Annotated in this window: 21 protein-coding genes; 20 read left to right on the top strand and 1 reads right to left on the bottom strand. The window is 61.0% G+C overall.

Annotation, left to right across the window (positions count from 1 at the left end; all coding sequences use genetic code 11):
- The first annotated feature begins 140 nt into the window (after positions 1-140).
- Together fabF and mltG are read left to right on the top strand one after the other, a co-directional pair.
- Positions 141-1406: a beta-ketoacyl-ACP synthase II gene (gene fabF / locus ACR0DB_RS01390; protein WP_170770498.1), complete on the top strand. Its 1266-nt coding sequence runs from the start codon at positions 141-143 to the stop codon at positions 1404-1406.
- Entirely contained in the window at positions 1407-2567 is a 1161-nt protein-coding gene (gene mltG / locus ACR0DB_RS01385; protein WP_480548382.1) for an endolytic transglycosylase MltG, read from the top strand.
- Between the two features lie 38 nt (positions 2568-2605).
- Here the strand turns inward: mltG and ACR0DB_RS01380 are convergent, their stop codons facing one another.
- Positions 2606-3862: a DEAD/DEAH box helicase gene (locus ACR0DB_RS01380; RefSeq protein ID WP_170782625.1), complete on the bottom strand. Its 1257-nt coding sequence runs from the start codon at positions 3860-3862 to the stop codon at positions 2606-2608.
- Positions 3863-4234: 372 nt separating this feature from the next.
- Between ACR0DB_RS01380 and ACR0DB_RS01375 the strand changes: the two genes are divergently transcribed.
- The 18 genes from ACR0DB_RS01375 to ACR0DB_RS01290 all read left to right on the top strand — a co-directional run bounded on the left by ACR0DB_RS01375 (position 4235) and on the right by ACR0DB_RS01290 (position 20168).
- The gene (locus tag ACR0DB_RS01375) at positions 4235-5113 is read left to right on the top strand and encodes a DMT family transporter (RefSeq protein ID WP_480548380.1); all 879 of its coding nucleotides are present in this window, start codon (positions 4235-4237) and stop codon (positions 5111-5113) included.
- 542 nt (positions 5114-5655) lie between these two features.
- A complete protein-coding gene (locus ACR0DB_RS01370; protein WP_480549084.1) occupies positions 5656-6957 on the top strand; it encodes a DNA-packaging protein in 1302 nt (433 codons plus the stop codon).
- 87 nt (positions 6958-7044) lie between these two features.
- Positions 7045-7443 (top strand): hypothetical protein, encoded by a 399-nt coding sequence (locus ACR0DB_RS01365; protein WP_480548378.1) that lies wholly within the window; start codon positions 7045-7047, stop codon positions 7441-7443.
- A 486-nt stretch (positions 7444-7929) separates the two neighbouring features.
- Positions 7930-9090, top strand: coding sequence for a phage portal protein (locus tag ACR0DB_RS01360; RefSeq protein ID WP_480548377.1), 1161 nt, complete (start codon positions 7930-7932; stop codon positions 9088-9090).
- Positions 9083-9301, top strand: a complete 219-nt coding sequence (locus ACR0DB_RS01355; RefSeq protein WP_480548376.1) for a GTA head formation protein, RCAP_rcc01685 family — start codon at positions 9083-9085, stop codon at positions 9299-9301. The genes ACR0DB_RS01360 and ACR0DB_RS01355 overlap by 8 nt, the downstream gene beginning before the upstream one ends.
- A gap of 26 nt (positions 9302-9327) precedes the next feature.
- Positions 9328-9873, top strand: a complete 546-nt coding sequence (locus tag ACR0DB_RS01350; RefSeq protein ID WP_480548374.1) for an HK97 family phage prohead protease — start codon at positions 9328-9330, stop codon at positions 9871-9873.
- A gap of 36 nt (positions 9874-9909) precedes the next feature.
- On the top strand, positions 9910-11088 hold the full coding sequence (locus ACR0DB_RS01345) for a phage major capsid protein (protein WP_480548372.1): 1179 nt from the start codon (positions 9910-9912) through the stop codon (positions 11086-11088).
- 174 nt (positions 11089-11262) lie between these two features.
- The gene (locus tag ACR0DB_RS01340) at positions 11263-11862 is read left to right on the top strand and encodes a head-tail connector protein (protein ID WP_480548370.1); all 600 of its coding nucleotides are present in this window, start codon (positions 11263-11265) and stop codon (positions 11860-11862) included.
- A complete protein-coding gene (locus tag ACR0DB_RS01335) occupies positions 11859-12197 on the top strand; it encodes a head-tail adaptor protein (RefSeq protein WP_480548368.1) in 339 nt (112 codons plus the stop codon). The genes ACR0DB_RS01340 and ACR0DB_RS01335 overlap by 4 nt, the downstream gene beginning before the upstream one ends.
- Positions 12194-12607 carry a DUF3168 domain-containing protein gene (locus ACR0DB_RS01330; RefSeq protein WP_480548366.1) on the top strand — a complete coding sequence of 138 codons (414 nt, stop codon included), beginning with the start codon at positions 12194-12196 and terminating at the stop codon, positions 12605-12607. The genes ACR0DB_RS01335 and ACR0DB_RS01330 overlap by 4 nt, the downstream gene beginning before the upstream one ends.
- Before the next feature lie 20 nt (positions 12608-12627).
- A complete protein-coding gene (locus ACR0DB_RS01325) occupies positions 12628-13041 on the top strand; it encodes a phage major tail protein, TP901-1 family (RefSeq protein ID WP_170788812.1) in 414 nt (137 codons plus the stop codon).
- Positions 13042-13045: 4 nt separating this feature from the next.
- Entirely contained in the window at positions 13046-13363 is a 318-nt protein-coding gene (locus tag ACR0DB_RS01320) for a gene transfer agent family protein (protein WP_480548364.1), read from the top strand.
- On the top strand, positions 13360-13572 hold the full coding sequence (locus ACR0DB_RS01315; protein ID WP_480548362.1) for a rcc01693 family protein: 213 nt from the start codon (positions 13360-13362) through the stop codon (positions 13570-13572). The genes ACR0DB_RS01320 and ACR0DB_RS01315 overlap by 4 nt, the downstream gene beginning before the upstream one ends.
- On the top strand, positions 13556-14221 hold the full coding sequence (locus tag ACR0DB_RS01310) for a phage tail tape measure protein (RefSeq protein ID WP_480548360.1): 666 nt from the start codon (positions 13556-13558) through the stop codon (positions 14219-14221). Before ACR0DB_RS01315 ends, ACR0DB_RS01310 begins: the two co-directional genes overlap by 17 nt.
- Before the next feature lie 15 nt (positions 14222-14236).
- Positions 14237-14869 (top strand): phage distal tail protein, Rcc01695 family, encoded by a 633-nt coding sequence (locus ACR0DB_RS01305; protein ID WP_480548358.1) that lies wholly within the window; start codon positions 14237-14239, stop codon positions 14867-14869.
- The gene (locus tag ACR0DB_RS01300) at positions 14869-15756 is read left to right on the top strand and encodes a DUF2163 domain-containing protein (RefSeq protein ID WP_480548356.1); all 888 of its coding nucleotides are present in this window, start codon (positions 14869-14871) and stop codon (positions 15754-15756) included. The genes ACR0DB_RS01305 and ACR0DB_RS01300 overlap by 1 nt, the downstream gene beginning before the upstream one ends.
- Positions 15753-16199: an NlpC/P60 family protein gene (locus ACR0DB_RS01295; RefSeq protein ID WP_480502553.1), complete on the top strand. Its 447-nt coding sequence runs from the start codon at positions 15753-15755 to the stop codon at positions 16197-16199. The genes ACR0DB_RS01300 and ACR0DB_RS01295 overlap by 4 nt, the downstream gene beginning before the upstream one ends.
- Entirely contained in the window at positions 16200-20168 is a 3969-nt protein-coding gene (locus ACR0DB_RS01290; protein ID WP_480548354.1) for a baseplate multidomain protein megatron, read from the top strand.
- Position 20169 lies beyond the last annotated feature (1 nt).

Raw genomic sequence — 20169 nt, 5'->3', positions numbered from 1 at the left:
GGGCGGTTTTTGTTTTTCGGTGTCTGTGCGACGCACATGATGATAACTGGTTCTGGGCTGAATGCGCCCTTGCTCTTGCCCCCGGCCCCTACGCCGGGGTATGAGCGTTTCTTAAACACGAAGCAGGCAAGAGGCATTTCATGCGCAGAGTCGTTGTAACCGGTCTGGGATTGGTCACTCCGTTGGCCAGCGGGGTCGAGGAAACCTGGTCGCGGCTGTTGGACGGAGAATCCGGTGCGGGCCCGATCACTCAGTTTGATGCCGAAGGCAGTGGGGTCACGACGACCTATGCCTGCGAGGTTCCACGCGGTGATGGCACGAACGGAACGTTCAACCCCGACGATTGGATGTCGCCGAAAGAACAGCGCAAGATTGAGGACTTTATCCTGTACTCGATTGCGGCTGCCGATATGGCCTGCGAAGACGCTGGCTGGATGCCCGAAGATGAAGAAGCGCGCTTGAGCACGGGTGTTCTGATAGGCTCGGGTATTGGTGGGCTTGGGTCTATCGCGGATACCGCCAATCTGATCCGTGACAAGGGCCCCCGCCGTGTGTCGCCCTTCTTTATTCCTGGCGCGCTGATCAATCTGGCCTCGGGTCAGGTGTCGATCCGTCGCGGGTTCAAAGGGCCGAACCATTCGGTCGTGACTGCTTGTTCGACCGGTGCCCATGCAATTGGCGATGCAAGCCGTATCATTCGTGCAGGCGATGCGGATGTCATGGTTGCGGGCGGCGGCGAAGGCTGCATCTGTGAGATCGGAATTGCCGGGTTCAACGCGTGCAAGGCATTGTCGACCAAATATGCCGATGATCCCAAGAAAGCCAGCCGCCCTTATGACATCGACCGCGACGGCTTCGTCATGGGCGAAGGTGCGGGCATTGTCGTGCTGGAAGAATATGAACACGCCAAGGCGCGGGGGGCGAAGATTTACGCCGAGGTGCTGGGCTATGGCATGTCCGGTGACGCCTATCACATCACGGCTCCATCCGAGGATGGTGACGGGGCCGAGCGCTCGATGAAAGCCGCGCTACGCAGCGCCGGGCTGGAGCCGAAAGATCTGGACTATATCAACGCGCATGGCACCTCGACCATGGCGGATACGATCGAACTGGGCGCGGTCGAACGCCTGCTGGGCGATCACGCGGCGAATGCGACCATGACCTCGACCAAATCGGCGACCGGCCACCTGCTGGGCGCGGCGGGCGCGATCGAGGCGATCTTCTCGATCCTGGCAATCCGCGATCAGGTTGCACCGCCTACGATCAACCTAGATAACCCGGCTGTCGAGACGCCGATTGACCTGGCCCCCAACGCCAAGCGCGAGCGTGAGATCAACGTGGCCCTGTCGAACTCGTTCGGGTTCGGTGGCACCAATGCCAGCGTGATCTTCGGAAAGGTCAGTTAAATGTGGCGGGCCCTTGCATCGAACATGCTGACCGTTTTGGTGGTTGGCTTGTTCCTGATGGGTGGTCTGATCTTGTGGGGGCAATCCCGTTACAAAAACGCGGGCCCGCTTAAAACTGCGATCTGTCTTCAGGTCCAGCGCGGTTCGAACATGGGTGCGGTCAGCCAACAGCTGCAAGAGCAAGGCGCTATCACCAGCGCCGTGCTGTTTCGGATGGCGGCAGACTACACCGACAAGGCGCCGCAGCTTAAGGCTGGCAGCTTTCTGGTGCGCGAAGGTGCGTCGATGGAACAGATCATAGATGAGATCACCAGCAGCGGTGCCAGCACCTGCGGGTCCGAGATCGAATATCGCATCGGCGTCACCCGAATTCAGACCCGCGTGCGCGAGCTGAACCCGGCGACGCTGGATTTTGATGAGATTGCGACTTTTGATGTGACCTCGGACGAGGTGCCTGCCGCCTATGTCGAGAAACGCGAAGATGCGGATACGCGCTATCGTGTTTCGGTGGCCGAGGGTGTGACCTCGTGGCAGGTGGTCGAAGGGCTGAAGCAGATCGACGCGTTGACGGGCGAGGTGGCTGAGATACCCGCCGAGGGGATGTTGGCGCCTGACAGCTACGACATCGCGCGCGGAGCCGACCGGACGGCCGTGCTGAGGGGGATGCAGGACAAGCAGCAACTTCGGATCAACGCGATCTGGGAAAGCCGTCAGGATGATCTGCCGATCTCGAACCCCGAAGAGATGTTGATCCTGGCTTCGATCATCGAAAAGGAAACCGGCGTCCCGCATGAGCGTGGGCAAGTGGCCAGTGTCTTCGTGAACCGGTTGGAGCGCGGTATGAAACTGCAAACGGACCCGACGGTTATCTATGGCGTGACCGAGGGCAAGGGCACGCTGGGGCGTGGCTTGCGCCGCAGTGAACTGCGCCGCGCAACTCCTTGGAATACCTATGTGATTGACGGTCTGCCACCGACCCCGATTGCCAATCCGGGGCTGGCCAGTCTTGAGGCCGCCGTGGCACCGGAGGAGACAAACTTTGTGTTCTTCGTCGCGGATGGAACAGGTGGGCACGCTTTTGCCGAAACGCTGGAAGAGCACAATCGAAACGTCGCCAAGTGGCGCGAGATTGAGGCCGAGAGAAACAGTTCGGGCAACTAAGAAAAAAGGGCCGCGTCGAAATCGCGGCCCTTTCTTTTTTACGCAGCGGGGCGTCTGCGCGGACGCCGCCGTTTAGACGCTGAAGGCTTGGAGGATGTGTTGCCCCCCTGTGGCCTACGCGCCCGAAAACCGCCCTGTTTGCGCGGCTTTTTGGGCTCGGCGAATTCGGGCATGGTGCCGCTGGCGACCGGAATGTCGATCTTCATCAGCTTCTGGATCTGCTTCAACTGGTCCAACTCGTCCGGGGCACAGAAGGCGATGCCTTCGCCCTCGCGTCCCGCGCGGGCTGTACGACCAATGCGGTGGACATAGTTATCGGGCACCTCGGGCAGGTCATAGTTGATCACATAGGCTACGCCGGGGATGTCGATGCCACGCGCGGCAACGTCTGTCGCGACGAGGATGTTGATCTCGCCAGCGCGGAACGCCTTGATGGCGCGATCCCGCTGACCTTGGCTTTTGTTGCCGTGGATCGAGGCCGCGTTGAAGCCATCCCGAACGAGGTCCTTCATCAACCGCTCGGCCCCGTGTTTGGTGCGGGAGAAGACCAGCGTCAGAGCGTCCAAGTCGGCCGAGAGGATTTCACGCAACTTGCGGGGCTTGTCCGCGCGGGACAGGAAGTGCACGGACTGAGTGATCTTGTCCGCCGCCTTGCCAGGAGGCGACACCTGTATGCGCTGTGGGTTGGTGAGGTAGGACTGGCTTAGCTCCTCCATCTGTTTGGGCATAGTGGCCGAGAACAGCATCGTCTGGCGCGGCGTGCCCAAAGCGGGCGCGATTTTGCGGAGCGCGTGGATAAAGCCCATGTCCAGCATTTGATCAGCCTCGTCCAGCACCAGATGGCGCACAGAACCAAGATCGACGGCTCCACGCTCCATCAGGTCGATCAGCCGTCCCGGGGTGGCGACCAAAATATCGGTGCCGCGCGATAGGAAAGAAATCTGCTTGCCGATTGATTGCCCACCAACAACGGTGGCGACGCGTAGTTTTGTCTTTTGCGTGAGGGTACGCAGGCTGTCAGCGATTTGGTTCACCAGTTCGCGCGTCGGGGCAAGGATCAGCGCCTTGACTGTCTTGGGGGCAGGTTTGGCCGGTTGCGCCAGAAGGTGATCAATCAGCGGCAGACCAAAGGCCAGCGTTTTACCAGTGCCGGTCTGAGCCAGCCCAAGAATGTCATGTCCATTCAGCGCCATTGGGATGGCCTGGTTTTGGATCGGTGTGGGTTGAGTAAAGTTTGCCCGTTTCAGGGCGTCATTCAAAGCCGGGGCAAGGCCCAGCATGTCGAAGTCGAACACGTAATAATCCTTTGATATCCGCAACTTTGCGCGCGGATGCGTGTGACCGCGCAAAAGCGCGGCAGGCAGGGTTTAGCGAGACCTCGGGACGCACAGGCGTATCCTGCGCCATCCGGCCGTCGCATCAAGAACCCTGCGTGAAGGGGAACCAGGAGAGATATGGTGCGCCGTGGGGGCAAAGGCCCGGATGCTCACGCGGCGGCGCTGATGGACGGCACATGAGCGTTGGCGCGGGCATTGTCAAGTATTTGTCTGATGGACTGGCGGTCGGAGTTCTAAATTCTGCTGGCGTTCTCAATCAGTTTGAGCCATCGATTTCCGAGTGGCGGTTCAGCGCGTCGTAGCATTGCGAGGCGAAGTTTGGGGTTGGGAATGACGGGAAGTGCACAGCAGGGCCATAGCCTCAAGCTCGCCAGTGGTGCCCTGGTTCTTGGCGGTATGATGTGGGGACTGTACTGGATCCCTGTCCGCTACTTCGTGGATCAGGGGCTGGAAGGGGCTTGGCCGGGGATCGTGATGTATTCGGCAGCGCTGCTTTTCCTTTTGCCGCTTTTGTGGCGCGACCGGCATGGTTTGGCACGGCGCTGGCAGGATTTGATGTTCAGCGGCATGTTCACGGGTGCGGCCTTTGGTCTGTTCACGATCAGTCTGGTCTATACGGATGTCGTTCGAGCCATCCTGCTGTTTTACCTGACGCCGGTTTGGGGCACGATCTTAGGCCGGGTTTTTCTAGGCGAGCATCTGACCAGAACTCGCGTTTTGGGGTTGATATGTGGCCTAGGCGGCATGGCGATCGTCCTTGGCGGCGGTCAGGGGATCCCTTGGCCCAGCAATGTCGGAGATTGGGCGGCGCTGGTATCCGGCATGGCTTGGGCGGTGGGCACGCTGGGTTTGTATCGCTCCTCGGGCATTTCGGTTCCGGGGCAGGTTTTTGCGTTTATTGCCGGGGCTCTGATGCTGTCGCTGATCAGCCTGGTGTTCAGCGCGGGCGGAGTGCAAGAGCAAAGCGCGATTGTCGGTGTGCTGCCCATTGCGATACTGTCGGTGCTGTACACTCTGCCGATGATCTTTCTGACGATCTGGCCCGCGACCTTACTGACACCGGCTCGGGTGGGGTTGTTATTGATGAGCGAGGTTGTGGTCGGCCTGATTTCGGCGGCTGTGTTTTCGGGCGAGCCCTTTGGGCTGCGCGAGGCCGCGGGGGCGGTACTGATTGTAAGTGCCGCCGTGCTGGAGATCGCTCGGGGTTGAGCGAGTTTACCGCTGGATAGACAGATCAAACGCCAACAGTCTTAACAGGCAGTGCTGTTCCTGTTGCATGGGTGTTGCGCAACATATTGACTTTGCGTGCTTTTTGTCGTATTGATTGTGTCATGCTAGAAGAAATGAGCAACGGCCGCGGGGCAACCCGGCGGTCGTTTTTTCGTTTCTCTCGTGCGGAGAAAACTCACGCATGAGGTCACAGGCACACATGACTTTAATTACCCCGGAAGAGCGGATGTCCCAGACGGCGGAACTGTTGCAGTCGCTGGAAACATCCATTCGCGGTTTGCGCCAAGCAGCAGAAGAACTGCGCAGGCAAATCGGAACCGGGGAGGATGCAGATCTTGCCGGAACGGCAAAACAACTGGGTCAGTTAGAGGGGCTGATCCGAAGTTGTCAAAAAGTGGAGACAAGCTTTGTCGAACAACATCACAGGCAAGCCGGAATTGCCCAAGGGGGATATGCGCTCGACCTTGAGCGCGCTCGATTTGAAATCGGGTGCAGGCTGGCTCGCCTCCGCCGATGCTGCGATGAGGGACAGATTTCTGAGTGAGATCGGGGAGGGGGGGCTGTGTGCCCTCCCTTTCCTGTTTGAATTCTGGGCGCTGCCGCATCAACTACCGCCTGAGGGTAACTGGCGGTCCTGGGTGATCATGGGCGGGCGCGGGGCTGGCAAGACGCGGGCGGGGTCAGAATGGGTGCGGTCGATGGTCGAAGGGTCCAAGCCGCTGGACAAGGGCGAGGCCAGCCGGGTGGCGCTGGTCGGGGAGACCTTTGATCAGGTGCGCGATGTGATGATCTTTGGCGATAGCGGCATATTGCAATGCTCGCCTCCGGATCGTCGGCCGGTGTGGAAAGCGTCGGAGCGCAAGCTGATCTGGCCAAACGGGGCCGAGGCGCAGGCGTTTTCGGCGCATGATCCTGAGGGGCTGCGGGGCCCGCAGTTCGATGCGGCTTGGGTGGACGAGTTGGCCAAGTGGAAAAAGGCGGGTGAGACTTGGGATATGTTGCAATTTGCTTTGCGCTTGGGTGAGCGTCCGCGTGTTTGCGTGACCACGACGCCGCGCAATGTGAAGGTTTTGAAGGAGTTGCTGGCGTCTCCGTCCACCGTACAGACCCACGCGCCAACCGAGGCGAACCGGGCCAATCTGGCGGACTCGTTTCTGGCTGAGGTTCGCGCGCGCTACGCTGGAACGCGGCTGGGGCGGCAGGAGTTGGACGGCGTGCTGTTGTCGGATGCCGAGGGCGCGCTGTGGACCGGCTCGATGCTGGATGCGGCGCGGGTGGAGGATGTGCCCAAACTGGACCGTGTCGTGGTGGCACTGGACCCGGCAGTAACGGCGGGGTCCAGTGCGGATGCCTGCGGGATCGTGGTTGTGGGGGCTCAGCTACTGGGGCCGCCCGAGGAATGGCGGACCTACGTGCTGGCTGATCGCACCGTACAGGGCGTTGGCCCGGCGGGCTGGGCGCAGGCGGCGATTGACGCGATGGATGAATTCGGGGCCGAACGGCTTGTGGCCGAGGTCAATCAGGGCGGGCAACTGGTCGAAGAGGTCGTGCGGCAGGTGGACCCTCTGGTCTCGTTCCGCGCGGTGCGGGCCTCACGCGGCAAGGTTGCGCGGGCTGAGCCGGTGGCAGCGTTGTACGAGCAGGGGCGGGTGAGCCATGTGGCCGGACTGGACGCACTGGAGGAGCAGATGTGCCAGATGACCGCGCGCGGGTTCGAGGGGCAGGGTTCGCCAGACCGGGTCGATGCGCTGGTCTGGGCGCTGCATGAGTTGGTTGTGGGGCCTGCGGGGGCGTATCGGCGGCCTAGGGTGCGGAGTTTGTGATCCCACTCTGGATTCGGTTCAGAGAAAATGATTGAAAAACATGTGCCTGCCACCAATGTTCTATCATTGAATACTTGGAGATTGTGAATGCTCGCACGGCTTGTTCGAAACTATAAGTTGCTCAGAGCGCAACGACTGGTTGCAAAATGTGAGTATTCCAAAGCAGAGCGAATTATTTGCCGACTGTTGGAGAAACACCCCCGTTCGGTAGGTTACAATCTGTTTCTAGCGGATATCAAGTTGTTCGAAGGCGACATCGAACGAGCTTTGCAGATGTATAGCGCAACAAAGCAGATACTGGATAGCGAGCAGGAAGTGACTCAGGAAAACAGACGGTTCTATGCGGCTTATATGAACTTTGGAACAACCGCGATCCAATTTCATAAAAAGGGTCAAGATTTTGCGAAATGGCGTGAGTTCGCTACGCTGATAAATAAACTTGAGGCTGACCGTCTTATCAAAAGGCTGTTTCCGTTACCTGAGTAGCCCCTGCTACGCCTTTTCGAACTAGTCTACATCTTTCTGAGTTGTTCTTTGTGCCCGGCAGGCAACAGGTCTTCGGCATCGTGTGCCGCTTGTGCGACCCGCTGGTAAAATCCGTCGAGACTTTTTTGTAGTCATCGACCGTGCTCATTTCTTTATGCAACACATAGCGTAGGTCACACAGAACTTCGTAGATTTCGATTATCTTTTCGTCTTGTCTGCTCACTACTAGTTTCTCAAGTTCGAATGCTAAGAAGACAGGCTTTTGCTGTACGGTTCGGAACCGCATTTTATTGGCAGCAAAGAACCCGGGCTTCCCGTTTCTTCAAATGGTTATGTCATTCGACTTTGCAATAAAACTACAAACTCGCACCTTCTTTGACTTACCCGTTGCCCTCCCCCCGTACGCCCCATTCCCAAGGCTTAAACTTCTTTCCTGCATAACTCCTTTCAACAAGCCGGACACAGCGGCGAAAGAAAGGAGCACAGATGGTATTCGATTTCTTGCGTCGTGGAGCGGCCGGGGAAACGCCCGAGGTGAAGGCCAGCGCGGCGGGCCCCGTGGTGGCGTGGCAGACGGGCGGGCGCGTGGCGTGGAGCCCTCGGGATGCGGTGTCGCTGACCCGCACGGGGTTCTCGGGGAACCCGGTGGGGTTTCGCTCGGTCAAGCTGATTGCCGAAGCGGCGGCGGCGCTGCCCCTGGTGTTGCAGGATCAGGCGCAGCGCTATGAAACGCATCCGATCCTGTCGTTGATGCGCCGCCCCAATGCGGCGCAGGGGCGGGCGGAGTTGATGGAGGCTCTGTTCGGGCAGTTGCTGCTGTCGGGTAATGCCTATGTCGAGGCCGTTCAGGCCGAAGAAGGCTTGCCGCTTGAGCTGCACGTTCTGCGCTCGGACCGGATGAGCGTGGTTCCGGGCGAAGATGGATGGCCCAAAGCCTATGACTACACGGCGGGCGGCAAGACGCACCGGTTCCCGGTGGATGCGATCTGTCACATCAAATCCTTCCATCCGCAGGACGACCACTATGGATTTTCGCCCATGCAGGCGGCGGCGATGGCGATTGATGTGCATAACAGCGCGTCTCGGTGGTCCAAGTCGCTGCTCGACAATGCGGCGCGGCCTTCGGGGGCACTGGTGTGGAAGGGCGACGGCCATGGGGTGATGGCCGAGGATCAGTTCCGGCGTCTCTCGGATGAGATCGAGCAGAACTATCGCGGGGCTCGCAATGCTGGCCGTCCGATGGTTCTGGAAGGAGGCTTGGATTGGAAGCCGATGGGCTTTTCGCCGTCCGATATGGAGTTTCAAAAGACCAAGGAAGCCGCCGCCCGCGAGATCGCGCTGGCCTTTGGTGTCCCGCCGATGTTGCTGGGGATACAGGGCGATGCGACCTATTCGAACTATCAGGAGGCCAACCGGGCGTTTTACCGCCTGACCGTGCTGCCTCTGGTGACGCGGGTGGCGGCGGCGGTGTCGGAATGGCTGGTGGGCTATACCGGCGAGGATCTGGTGCTGAAACCCGATCTGGATCAGGTGCCTGCGCTGTCGGCGGAACGCGATGCGCAATGGGCGCGGGTCAATGGCGCCGACTTCCTGACCGACGCTGAAAAGCGCGCCTTGCTGGGGCTGCCGGAGCGCGCGGATGGCTGAGGGGTATCCCCCGTTCGATTGCGCGCCGGGCCTGCGCCTGGCCGCGCATGAGAGGGTGGCCGAAATCCAGCACGACCATCTGTGTCGCCGGCTGGATCAGATCGAAGAGATGATGGAACGGCTGGAGAAACGGTTGTGGCTGACGGTCTACGGTGTGGCGGGGGCAATCCTGGCGCAGGCATTCCAGTCGTTTCTGGTCGCAACGCCATAATTTCAGAGTCTTACGAGGAGGTGTTCATGGATTTGGAACACAAGTTTGCGCGGTTCGGAGAGGGTCTGTCCGTTTCCGGTGACGCGATGATCGAGGGCTATGCCAGCCTGTTCGAACAGGTCGATCAGGGCAGCGACGTGGTGCAGAAAGGCGCCTATCGCGCCTCGCTGGCGGGGCTGGAAAAGGCCGGTCAGCGGGTCAAGATGCTGTGGCAGCACGATCCGGCGCAACCCATCGGTGTCTGGGACGAGGTGCGCGAGGATGACCGGGGCCTTTGGGTCAAGGGACGTCTGCTGGAGGCCACGCAAAAGGGCCGTGAGGCGGCCGAGCTGATCCGCGCGGGGGCCTTGGATGGCCTGTCGATCGGCTATCGCACCAAACGGGCCGTGAAGAATGACAAGGGCGAGCGGGTCCTCACCGAACTGGAGCTGTGGGAGGTGTCCTTGGTGACGTTCCCGATGCTGCCCAGTGCGCGGGTGGCAGCGAAGGGCGTTGAGCCTGACACGCAAGACACCTGGCGCAGTATTGCCGAGGTGTTCAACACCGCCCGGCAGGAGCTGGCGCGGACATAGCGCGCCTCAACCCCCACCCAAGAAATGGAAGTGCTGATGAGCAAGACCGAAACCCCGGCCTTGACCGGAGAGGGTGCGCCCCTGGTTCAGGAGGTGAAGCAGGCGATGGCTGGCTTCGTCAATGAGTTCAAGGGCCTCAAGGCCGAAGTGAAAACCCAACTGCAACAGACAGAAGAGCGACTGACCATGCTGGATCGCAAATCAACCATCGCGGTGCGTCCGCACCTTGCGGCCTCGATCGAGGACGGCGCACCGCATCAAAAGGCGTTCGACGCCTATGTGCGTTCGGGCGAAGATGACGGCCTGCGCGGGCTTGAGATGGAATCGAAATCCCTGTCCAGCGCTGTGAACAGCGATGGCGGCTATCTGGTCGACCCGCAGACCGCCGAGATGATCAAGTCGGTTCTGAAATCCACCGCCTCGATCCGCTCGATTGCGTCGGTCGTGAATGTCGAGGCGAACTCGTTCGACGTGCTGATCGACCACACGGACGTGGGCGCAGGCTGGGCCGATGAGAACGCCGCCGCGACCGAGACGGCGACCCCGTCGATCGACCGTATCTCGATCCCGCTGCACGAGCTGAGCGCGCTGCCCAAAGCCTCGCAGCGTTTGTTGGACGACAGCGCCTTTGACGTCGAAGGCTGGCTGGCCGGGCGCATCGCCGACAAGTTCGCGCGAGCTGAGGCTTCGGCCTTTATCAACGGTGATGGTGCGGACAAACCCAAGGGTATTCTGAACCACACCAAGGTCGACAATGACGTTTGGGACTGGGGCAACATTGGTTACGTTCCCACCGGCATCGACGGCGGTGTTGATGCGGATGCGATTGTCGATGTGGTCTATGCGCTGGGCGCGCAGTACCGTGTGAACGGCACCTTCGTGATGAACTCGAAAACTGCTGGTCTGATCCGCAAGCTGAAGGACAGCGATGGCCGCTTCTTGTGGTCGGACGGTCTGGCCGCGGGTGAGCCCGCGCGCCTGATGGGCTATCCGGTGCTGATCGCCGAGGACATGCCGGATGCGGGCACCGATAGCTTCTCGATCGCCTTTGGTGACTTCCAGGCGGGTTACACCATTGCCGAGCGTCCTGACCTGCGCGTCCTGCGCGACCCGTTCAGTGCCAAGCCGCATGTCCTGTTCTATGCGACCAAGCGCGTCGGCGGCGACGTCAGCGACTTTGCCGCGATCAAGCTGGTGAAATTCGGCACCGCCTAATGCGGGCTGAATCCTCGGGGGGCCATTGGTCCCCCGGGGCGGCGGGCGCGTGCCGGGGTGAGATCCCTTGCGTTGTCTAGCTGCTCCCCTCCGTCCGAGCAACGTGGGGCGGCGCGTGCCCGTCAATTCCTGAAGTTACGGCCCCGGAGGGGTCCGAGATTGCGGAGTGAATGGATGATGTTGATCGAAGAAACCGCCATCGCGGATGCGGCGCTGCCGGTGGACCAGTTCAAGGCTCATCTGCGGCTGGGAACGGGTTTCGCCGAAGACAGTGTGCAAGATGAAGTGTTGAAAGGTTTTCTGCGGGCGGCGATTGCAGCGATTGAAGCGCGCACTGGAAAGGTGCTGATCTCGCGCGGGTTTTCATGGGATCTGAACAGCTGGCGCGATACGGCGGTTGAGGTGTTGCCGGTGGCCCCGGTCACGGCGATCAGCGCGGTGACTGTGACCGACGCAACCGGCACCGACACGGTGGTGGACAGTGGCCGGTATCGTCTGGCCCAAGACAGCCAACGCCCGCGTCTGCGTACTGCCGGAGCAAGCCTGCCGACCATTCCCACGGGTGGGTCGGTCAAGATTGCCTTTACTGCCGGGATGGCTGCGGATTGGGGGGCTCTGCCCGCCGATCTAGGGCAGGCGGTGCTGCTGTTGGCTGCGCATTACTATGAATACCGCGATGAGACGGCGCTGGGCGCGGGCTGTATGCCCTTTGGCGTCACCAGCCTGATCCAACGCTACAGGATTGTGCGCTTTGGTGCCGGGGTGGCGCAATGAAGACGCCCCGATTGAACAGAAAGCTGGTGCTTGAAGCTGCGGTGCGCAGCGCGGATGGGGCCGGTGGCTATACCGAGACCTGGGCGGCGGTTGGAACGGTTTGGGCCGAGATCACCGCGCGAAGTGGGTCCGAGCGGTCTGTTGCGGGCGTTCCGATCTCGCGCGTTGGCTATCGCATCGTGGTGCGCGGCGCGCCTCAGGGATCGTCGATGCGCCCAAGCCCTGATCAGCGGTTCTCTGAGGGCTCGCGCCGGTTCGTGATCCGCGCCGTGGCCGAGCGCGACCCACGCGGCCAGTACCTGACCTGTTTTGCAGATGAAGAGGTGGCAGCATGAGTTATGGCGTTTCGGCCGCATTGCAGGCGGCGGTGTTTCAAAAGCTGTCCGGTGACGCTCAGGTCAGTACGCTGTCAGGCGGCGCGATCTATGACGCGGTTCCGGCGGGTGCGGTGCCCCAGACCTATGTGACGCTGGGCTCGGAAGAGGTGCGCGATGCCTCAGACCGGTCGGGCACGGGGGCCGTGCATCGGTTCACTGTATCGGTGGTGTCCGAGGCCGCAGGCTTTGGAACGGCCAAGACGTTGGCGGGCGCGGTGTGCGACGCGCTGGAAGGCGCGGCACTAAGCTTGGACCGGGGCCGCCTTGTGGGGCTGTGGTTCGAACGCGCCAGTGCCCGTCGCACCGGAACGGGCGGCGCGATCCGCCAGATCGACCTGAGATTCCGCGCCCGCGTGGAAGACGACTAAGCAATCAACGGAGAGAGCATATGGCTGCCCAGAACGGAAAAGACCTGTTGGTCAAAGTGGATATGAACGGCTCGGGCCTGTTCGAGACCATCGCGGGCCTGCGCGCCACGCGGGTCAGTTTCAACGCGGAAAGTGTGGATGTCACCAGCCTTGAAAGCCAGGGCGGCTGGCGCGAGCTGCTGTCGGGGGCTGGGGTCAAATCGGCCTCGATCTCGGGCTCGGGTGTGTTCAAGGACGAAGGTACCGATGAACGTGCGCGTCAGTTGTTCTTTGACGGTGAGACGCCAGATTTCCAGGTGATCATCCCCGATTTCGGCATTGTCGAAGGCGCGTTTCAGGTGACTGGCATCGAGTATGCGGGCTCGCATAACGGCGAGGCCACCTATGAGATGAGCCTGGCCAGCGCCGGGGCTCTGACCTTTACGGCGCTGTAAGCTGATGGCCAATCCGTGGACGGGTGAGGTGGCATTGACCATCGACGGCGAGCCGCGGGTGCTCAAGCTGACGCTGGGTGCTTTGGCGGAACTGGAACAGGAAATCGGCACCGGGACGTTGGTGGAACTGGTACAGCGGTTCGAAGGCGGAGTCTATTCCAGCGGCGATGTATTGGCGCTGATCGTGGCGGGGCTGCGGGGTGGTGGGGCGGATGTGAGCCGCGCCGACATGCTGCGCGCCGAGATCGAAGGCGGCCCCATGGCAGGGGCCCGCGCGGCGGCTGAGTTGTTGGCCCGCGCCTTCATGGTGCCGGATTGTTGAGCGGGTTCGACTGGTCCACCCTGATGCGGGCCGGGATGACCGGCTTGCGTCTGACGCCGGACCAGTTCTGGCGTCTGACCCCGGCAGAGCTGCGGCTGATGCTGGGGCAGGGCGCAGGGATGCCTGCGATGAACCGCAAGGGGCTGGACGCTTTGCTGGCGGCCTACCCGGACAAGAAACAAGGAGAGCGTGATGACGACGGATCGTGATGGGCTGGACGACCTTCAGGAGCGGGGTGAGGCGTTGGGCGACGCGCTAGGCGATGCCGCTTCCATGGCGGCAGCATTTGACAGCCAGATGAAGCGGATCAGCGCAGCCTTCGAGGAAACTGGCAAGGACGTCGCCACGCTGGAGCGCGGCATGTCTGGCGGGTTGCGGAGGGCCTTTGATGGTGTGCTGCTGGATGGGATGAACCTGTCGGACGCGCTGGGTGCCCTGAAGAACTCAATGATTCAGACAGCTTACGCGGCGGCGATCAAACCGGTAACGGATCATTTCGGTGGCCTGCTGGCAAACGGGGTCGGCAGTTTTGTCCAAGGCATCCTGCCCTTTGCAGACGGCGGCAGTTCTAGCCAGGGCCGGGTAATGCCCTTTGCCAATGGCGGGGTGATCACCGGCCCGACGACTTTCCCGATGCGCGGCGCGACCGGCCTGATGGGTGAGGCTGGCCCTGAGGCGATTATGCCTCTGGCGCGCGGACCAGATGGCAAGCTGGGTGTTCGCACATCGGGCGGAGGTGGAGCGGTGAATGTGGTGATGAACATCACCACACCTGACGTGCAGGGCTTTCGACGCAGTCAAAGCCAGATCGCCGCACAGATGAGCCGCGCCTTGGGTCGCGGCAATCGCAATAGGTAAATCACGGAGCAGGTCATGAATTTCCACGAGGTGAGATTTCCCGCCAGCCTGAGTTTCGGCTCGGTCGGCGGACCGGAGCGGCGAACGGACATAGTGACGTTGGCCAATGGTTTCGAAGAACGCAACACCCCTTGGGCTCATTCGCGCAGGCGGTATGACGCTGGGTTCGGGATGCGGTCTCTGGATGATATCGAGGCTTTGATCTCGTTTTTCGAGGCGCGGCAAGGCCAAATGTTCGGGTTCCGCTGGAAGGACTGGTCCGACTACAAATCCGGTGCAGCAACCGCTGACGTGGGCAAAGGCGATCAGGTCATCGCGCACGGGGACGGCGTGAAGACCGACTTTCAGCTTGTTAAAACCTACAGTTCGGGCGGATTCCAGTATGTGCGCCCTATCACCAAGCCGGTTCTGGGTACGGTGCGGTTGGGCCTGGAACAGGATGAAATGCGCGAAGGGGTGGATTTCGAGGTTGATCTGCTGCGCGGGCAAGTGATGTTCGCCGACCCGCCGCCCGAGAATGTCGAGATCACCGCGGGGTTCGAGTTTGACGTGCCCGTGCGTTTTGACACCGACAAGATTCAAACCAGCGTTGCCAGCTTTCAGGCCGGTGACGTTCCCAATGTACCGGTTGTCGAGGTGCGTATCTGATGAGCGTGGATCGGGAAAGCTTGCAAGCGCATCTGCAAACCGGGCTGACGACTACGTGCCGGTGCTGGGCCATCACGCGACCGGACGGGCAGGTCTATGGGTTTACGGATCATGATCTGGAATTGCAGTTCGAGGGGCTGACCTTCAAAGCCAGCACCGGCTTGACCGCCGCAGCGGTAGAACAAGCTACGGGCCTGTCCATCGATAATTCCGAGGCGATGGGCGCGTTGTCCGATGCAGCGGTTCGGGAACAGGATATTGAGGCGGGTCGTTTTGATGGGGCCGAAGTCAAAGCCTGGTTGGTGAACTGGGCGCAGCCAGAACAGCGTATCCTGCAATTTCGCGGCTCGATTGGTGAGATACGTCGTGCGGGTGGGGCGTTTCATGCTGAACTACGGGGCCTGACGGATCTGTTGAACCGGCCTCTGGGGCGGATCTATCAAAAACCCTGTACGGCGGTTCTGGGCGACCGAAGTTGTCGGTTCGACGTTGAAGCACCGGGGTTTCAGGCCGAAGCCCAGATTACTCGTTTGACCGATGGTAGTGTGCTTGAGGTAACGGGTGCTGAAGCCGCTTTAGCCGCGTGGTTCGAACGAGGCCGCGTTGACGTTTTGTCGGGGCAGGCCGAGGGCCTATGGGCGTCGGTCAAGCAGGATGAGCCGATCTCGGGTGGTCGTCGCATCACACTGTGGTCCGGGATAAGCGGTGGTCTGGCCGCTGGAGACCACGTTCGCCTGACCGCAGGTTGCGATAAGCGCATGGAGACCTGTCGATTAAAATTTAGCAATCTCATAAACTTCCAAGGATTTCCTGATCTTCCGAGCGAGGATTGGGTGATGGCCGTACCCAAGAAAAGCAATCCGAACGCAGGGGGAAGCAGACGATGACCGAAGAAAGGCAGGATATCGTGACCGAGGCGCGAAGCTGGCTGGGCACGCCCTATGTTCATCAGGCCTCGACCAAGGGGGCGGGCGCGGATTGTCTGGGTCTACTGCGCGGCGTCTGGCGCGCGGTCATGGGGGTCGAGCCGGAGGCGGTGCCTTCCTACTCTATGGATTGGTCTGAACCGCAGGGTGAGGAACGGATGTGGGATGCGGCCCGCCGCCACCTGATCGCAAAGCCAGTTAAGGAGGCGGCAGTCGGAGATGTTTTGCTGTTTCGGATGCGTGACGGACGCGTGGCTAAGCATGTCGGACTTGTCAGCCAGATCAAACCGTTACCGCAGTTTATTCATGCGTATTCCGGCCATGGCGTTGTCGAGAATACCCTGAGCGATCCGTGGCGCCGCCGCGTGGTCGCCTGTTTCTGTTTTCCGCGGAAGGATATGTAAATGGCGACGATTGTACTTTCTGCGGCCGGTGCCGCGATTGGCGGCGCGATTGGGGGCACGGTCGCGGGGTTGTCTACGGCGGTCATAGGGCGCGCCATCGGGGCGTCGCTGGGTCGTGTAATCGACCAGCGGCTGATGAGCCAATCGGTCATGGGCAGTGGCAGCGAGGTCGTTGAAACCGGACGGCTGGACCGGTTCCGACTGACAGAAACGGGTGAAGGTGCCTCGGTCGCTACCTTATTCGGGCGGATGCGGGTTGGTGGGCAGGTCATCTGGGCCTCGGACTTTCTGGAAACGCTCAGTACCAGCACAACCACGCAGTCGGGCGGCGGCGGCAAAGGAAGCCCGAAAGCACCCGAGGTCACGACCACCACTCACAGCTACAGTTATTCGATCTCGTTGGCGATTGCAGTCGGGGCGGGACAGATCGCCGATGTGTCCCGCGTCTGGGCCGACGGAGAGGAGCTGGAACGCGCAGGCCTGAACATGCGGGTCTACCCAGGCGATGACGCGCAATTGCCTGATCCCCTGATCGAAGCGATTGAGGGGGCCGGTAGTGTTCCGGCCTACCGGGGGACAGCCTATGTAGTGATCGAAGATTTGCAGCTGGCGGCCTTCGGCAACAGGGTGCCGCAATTCTCGTTCGAGGTGGTGCGTCCGGATCAACCCAGCCTGCCAGAGACACCGAATGCACTGTCCAGTATCGTGCGGGGCGTGGCCCTGATGCCGGGCACCGGCGAATACGCGCTGGCGAGCACTCAGGTGAATTACACCAAGGGACGGGGGCAAAGCTGGGCGGCCAATGTGAACTCGGCGTCTGGCGTGCCGGATTTTGTAACCTCGACCCACGCGTTGGAAGCCGAACTGCCGTCTTGCGACGCGGCCTCTTTGATCGTGTCGTGGTTCGGGAATGACCTGCGTTGCGGCGAATGTCACTTGCAGCCCAAGGTTTTGCACAAGGAATATGAGGGCGAGAATATGCCCTGGACGGTTGCCGGCGTGTCTCGTGCCGAGGCGCAGCTTGTACAGTATGAAAATGACCGACCGGTCTATGGGGCGACCCCGGCCGATGCGTCGGTCGTGCAGGCCATCCAGCACCTGAAGCAATCGGGCAAACGGGTGATGTTCTACCCGTTCATTCTGATGGACCAACTCAGCGGCAATAACCTGCCAGACCCCTGGTCGGGCGGAACCGGTCAGCCCCATCTTCCGTGGCGCGGACGGATCACGCTTAGCACCGCTCCGGGACGCGCGGGCTCGCCGGATGGCACCGCTCAGGCCGATGCGCAGGTCAATGCATTCTTCGGTCAGGCGCGGGCGTCGGATTTTGCCATCGCCGATGGTGCAGTGACCTATACCGGCCCGCAGGACTGGGGGATGTTCCGTTTTATCCTGCACTATGCCGCGCTGTGTAAAGCCGCAGGTGGGGTCGAGTCCTTCTGCATCGCGTCCGAGATGCGTGGTCTGACGCAGATCCGAGGGGCTTCGGGTTTTTCGGCCGTTGCTCAGATGCGCACCCTCGCGGCCGAAGTGCGCGCAATTCTGGGGCCTGACACCAAGATCGGATATGCAGCGGATTGGAGCGAATACTTCGGTTATCAGCCTGCGGATGGCAGCGGGGATCGGTACTTTCACCTCGACCCACTGTGGGCGGATGACAATATCGACTTCGTCGGCATCGACAACTACATGCCACTGTCGGATTGGCGGGACGGCGAGGATCATGCCGACCTGAAGGCCGGCGCGAATGCGATCTACGATCTGGACTACCTGCGCAGCAATATCGAAGGCGGCGAGGGGTATGACTGGTTCTATGCCTCACCCGAAGAGGCCGAGGCGCAAATCCGCGCGCCCATTGAAGACGCGCAACACAACGAGCCGTGGATCTGGCGCTACAAGGACCTGCGCAATTGGTGGTCCAACCCGCATCACGAACGCATCGGCGGAGTGCGACAGACGAACCAAACAGCATGGGTTCCGGGGTCGAAACCGATCTGGTTCACAGAACTTGGCTGTGCGGCCATCGACAAGGGCACGAACCAGCCGAACAAATTTCTGGACCCAAAGTCCTCGGAATCCAGCCTACCCGCCTATTCCAATGGGTTGCGTGATGACTTCATGCAGCTTCAATATCTGCGCGCGGTGCTGGGGTACTGGTCCGACCCGACCCTGAACCCGGTATCGGATGTCTATGACGCGCCGATGATTGACATGTCCAACGCCTATGTCTGGGCCTGGGACGCACGGCCATATCCAGCTTTCCCGAACCTGCGCAGCCAGTGGAGCGACGGCGAAAACTATGCCCGTGGTCATTGGCTGAACGGACGCTCGAGCGCGCGCAGTCTGGCGTCCGTGGTGACGGAAATTTGCCACGGAGCCGGAGTGACCGATATCGACACCACGCAGCTTTATGGTGTTGTCCGCGGTTATGTGATCGAGCAGGTCTCGGACGCGCGGGCGGCTTTGCAGCCTTTGATGCTGCGCTATGGATTCGATTCCATTGAACGCGATGGCGTTTTGATCTTTCGGATGCGGGCGGCGCAGACGCCACAGGTGATTGACCCCGAGCAACTGGCCATCAGCCCGGATGTCGAAAGCACTATTGAACACGGACGTGAAGCCGAAGCCGAGATGACGGGGCGCGTGCGGTTGCGTTTCGTGCAATCGGATGCCGATCACGACATCGTCTCGGAGGAGGCCGTTCTGCCAGACGATCAGACACATTCCGTCTCGGTCAACGAGATGCCCCTGTCGATGACCCGCTCCGAAGGGCGCCAAACGGTCGAGCGCTGGCTCAGCGAGGCGCGGGTGTCGCGTGAAACTGTCCGCTTTGCCCTGCCACCATCGATGCTGAATATCGGCGCTGGCGATGTGATCAGCCTGTCCGGGGATGAACAGGGCGCGCGGTATCGCATCGACCGCCTGGAACAGGCCGAATTGCAATTGGCGGACGCGGTCCGGGTCGAGCCGGGCGTCTATAGCGCCTCGGACCTTCCCGAAGATGCGGTGCCCGAACGGCCCTTTGTTGCTCCGGTTCCGGTTCTGCCCGTATTTCTGGACCTGCCGCTGATCACGGGGGCCGAGGCGCCTCATGCGCCCTACATCGCGGTGTCGGCCGATCCGTGGCCCGGTGGGGCGGCGGTCTATTCCTCTGGCAGTGATGAGGATTTCAGCTTGCAGGATGTGATCTCGCGGCAGGCGGTGATCGGCTTCACGCAAACACCGCTGCGGCGCGCAAGTGCCGGAGTATGGGATAATGGCGCGCCTTTGCGTGTCGAGCTGATTGCAGGGCTATTGGAATCCCGACCGCGCGACGCGTTGCTGAATGGAGCCAATCTGGCAGCAATTGGCGACGGATCGCCCGACAATTGGGAGGTGTTTCAGTTCGCCCAAGCAACATTGGAAAGCCCCGGCACTTACGCGTTGTCTGGCCGCCTGCGTGGTCAGTTGGGCAGCGACGCCGCAATACCGGATGTTTGGCCAGAAGGTTCGACCTTTGTCTTGCTGGATCAACGGATCGCGCAGACCAACCTTCTGAGGTCCGAACGTCGTGTCGCCAAGCATTATCGCATAGGCCCGGCAGCGCGAGGGTACGATGATCCGTCCTATGTGCATCAGGTTCTGGCTTTCAACGGCAATGGCTTGCGGCCCTATGCTCCGGTTCATCTGCGCGCGCATCGCGCTGCGTCCGAGGACCAGATCAGCTGGATTCGCTGCACCCGTCTGGATGGCGACGACTGGGAGGGGTTGGACGTACCACTGGCGGAAGAAGCTGAAACCTATCTGGTACAGGTTCGCTCCAGCGGGTCCTTGATCCGAGAAGAGATCACTGCAGAACCGCGTTGGGTCTATAGCGCCGCGATGAAGCTAAGCGATGGTGTCCTAGCGGGGTACGACGTACAGGTCGCGCAGGTTTCCGCCAGCTTTGGCCCAGGCCTGTTTGCGCGACTGTCGGTCGGGCAGGGCTGAC

This window comes from Ruegeria sp. AB6 (assembly GCF_056542685.1).
The sequence above is the reverse complement of the archived record's forward strand: the minus strand, read 5'-3'. Positions and strand labels throughout refer to the sequence as shown.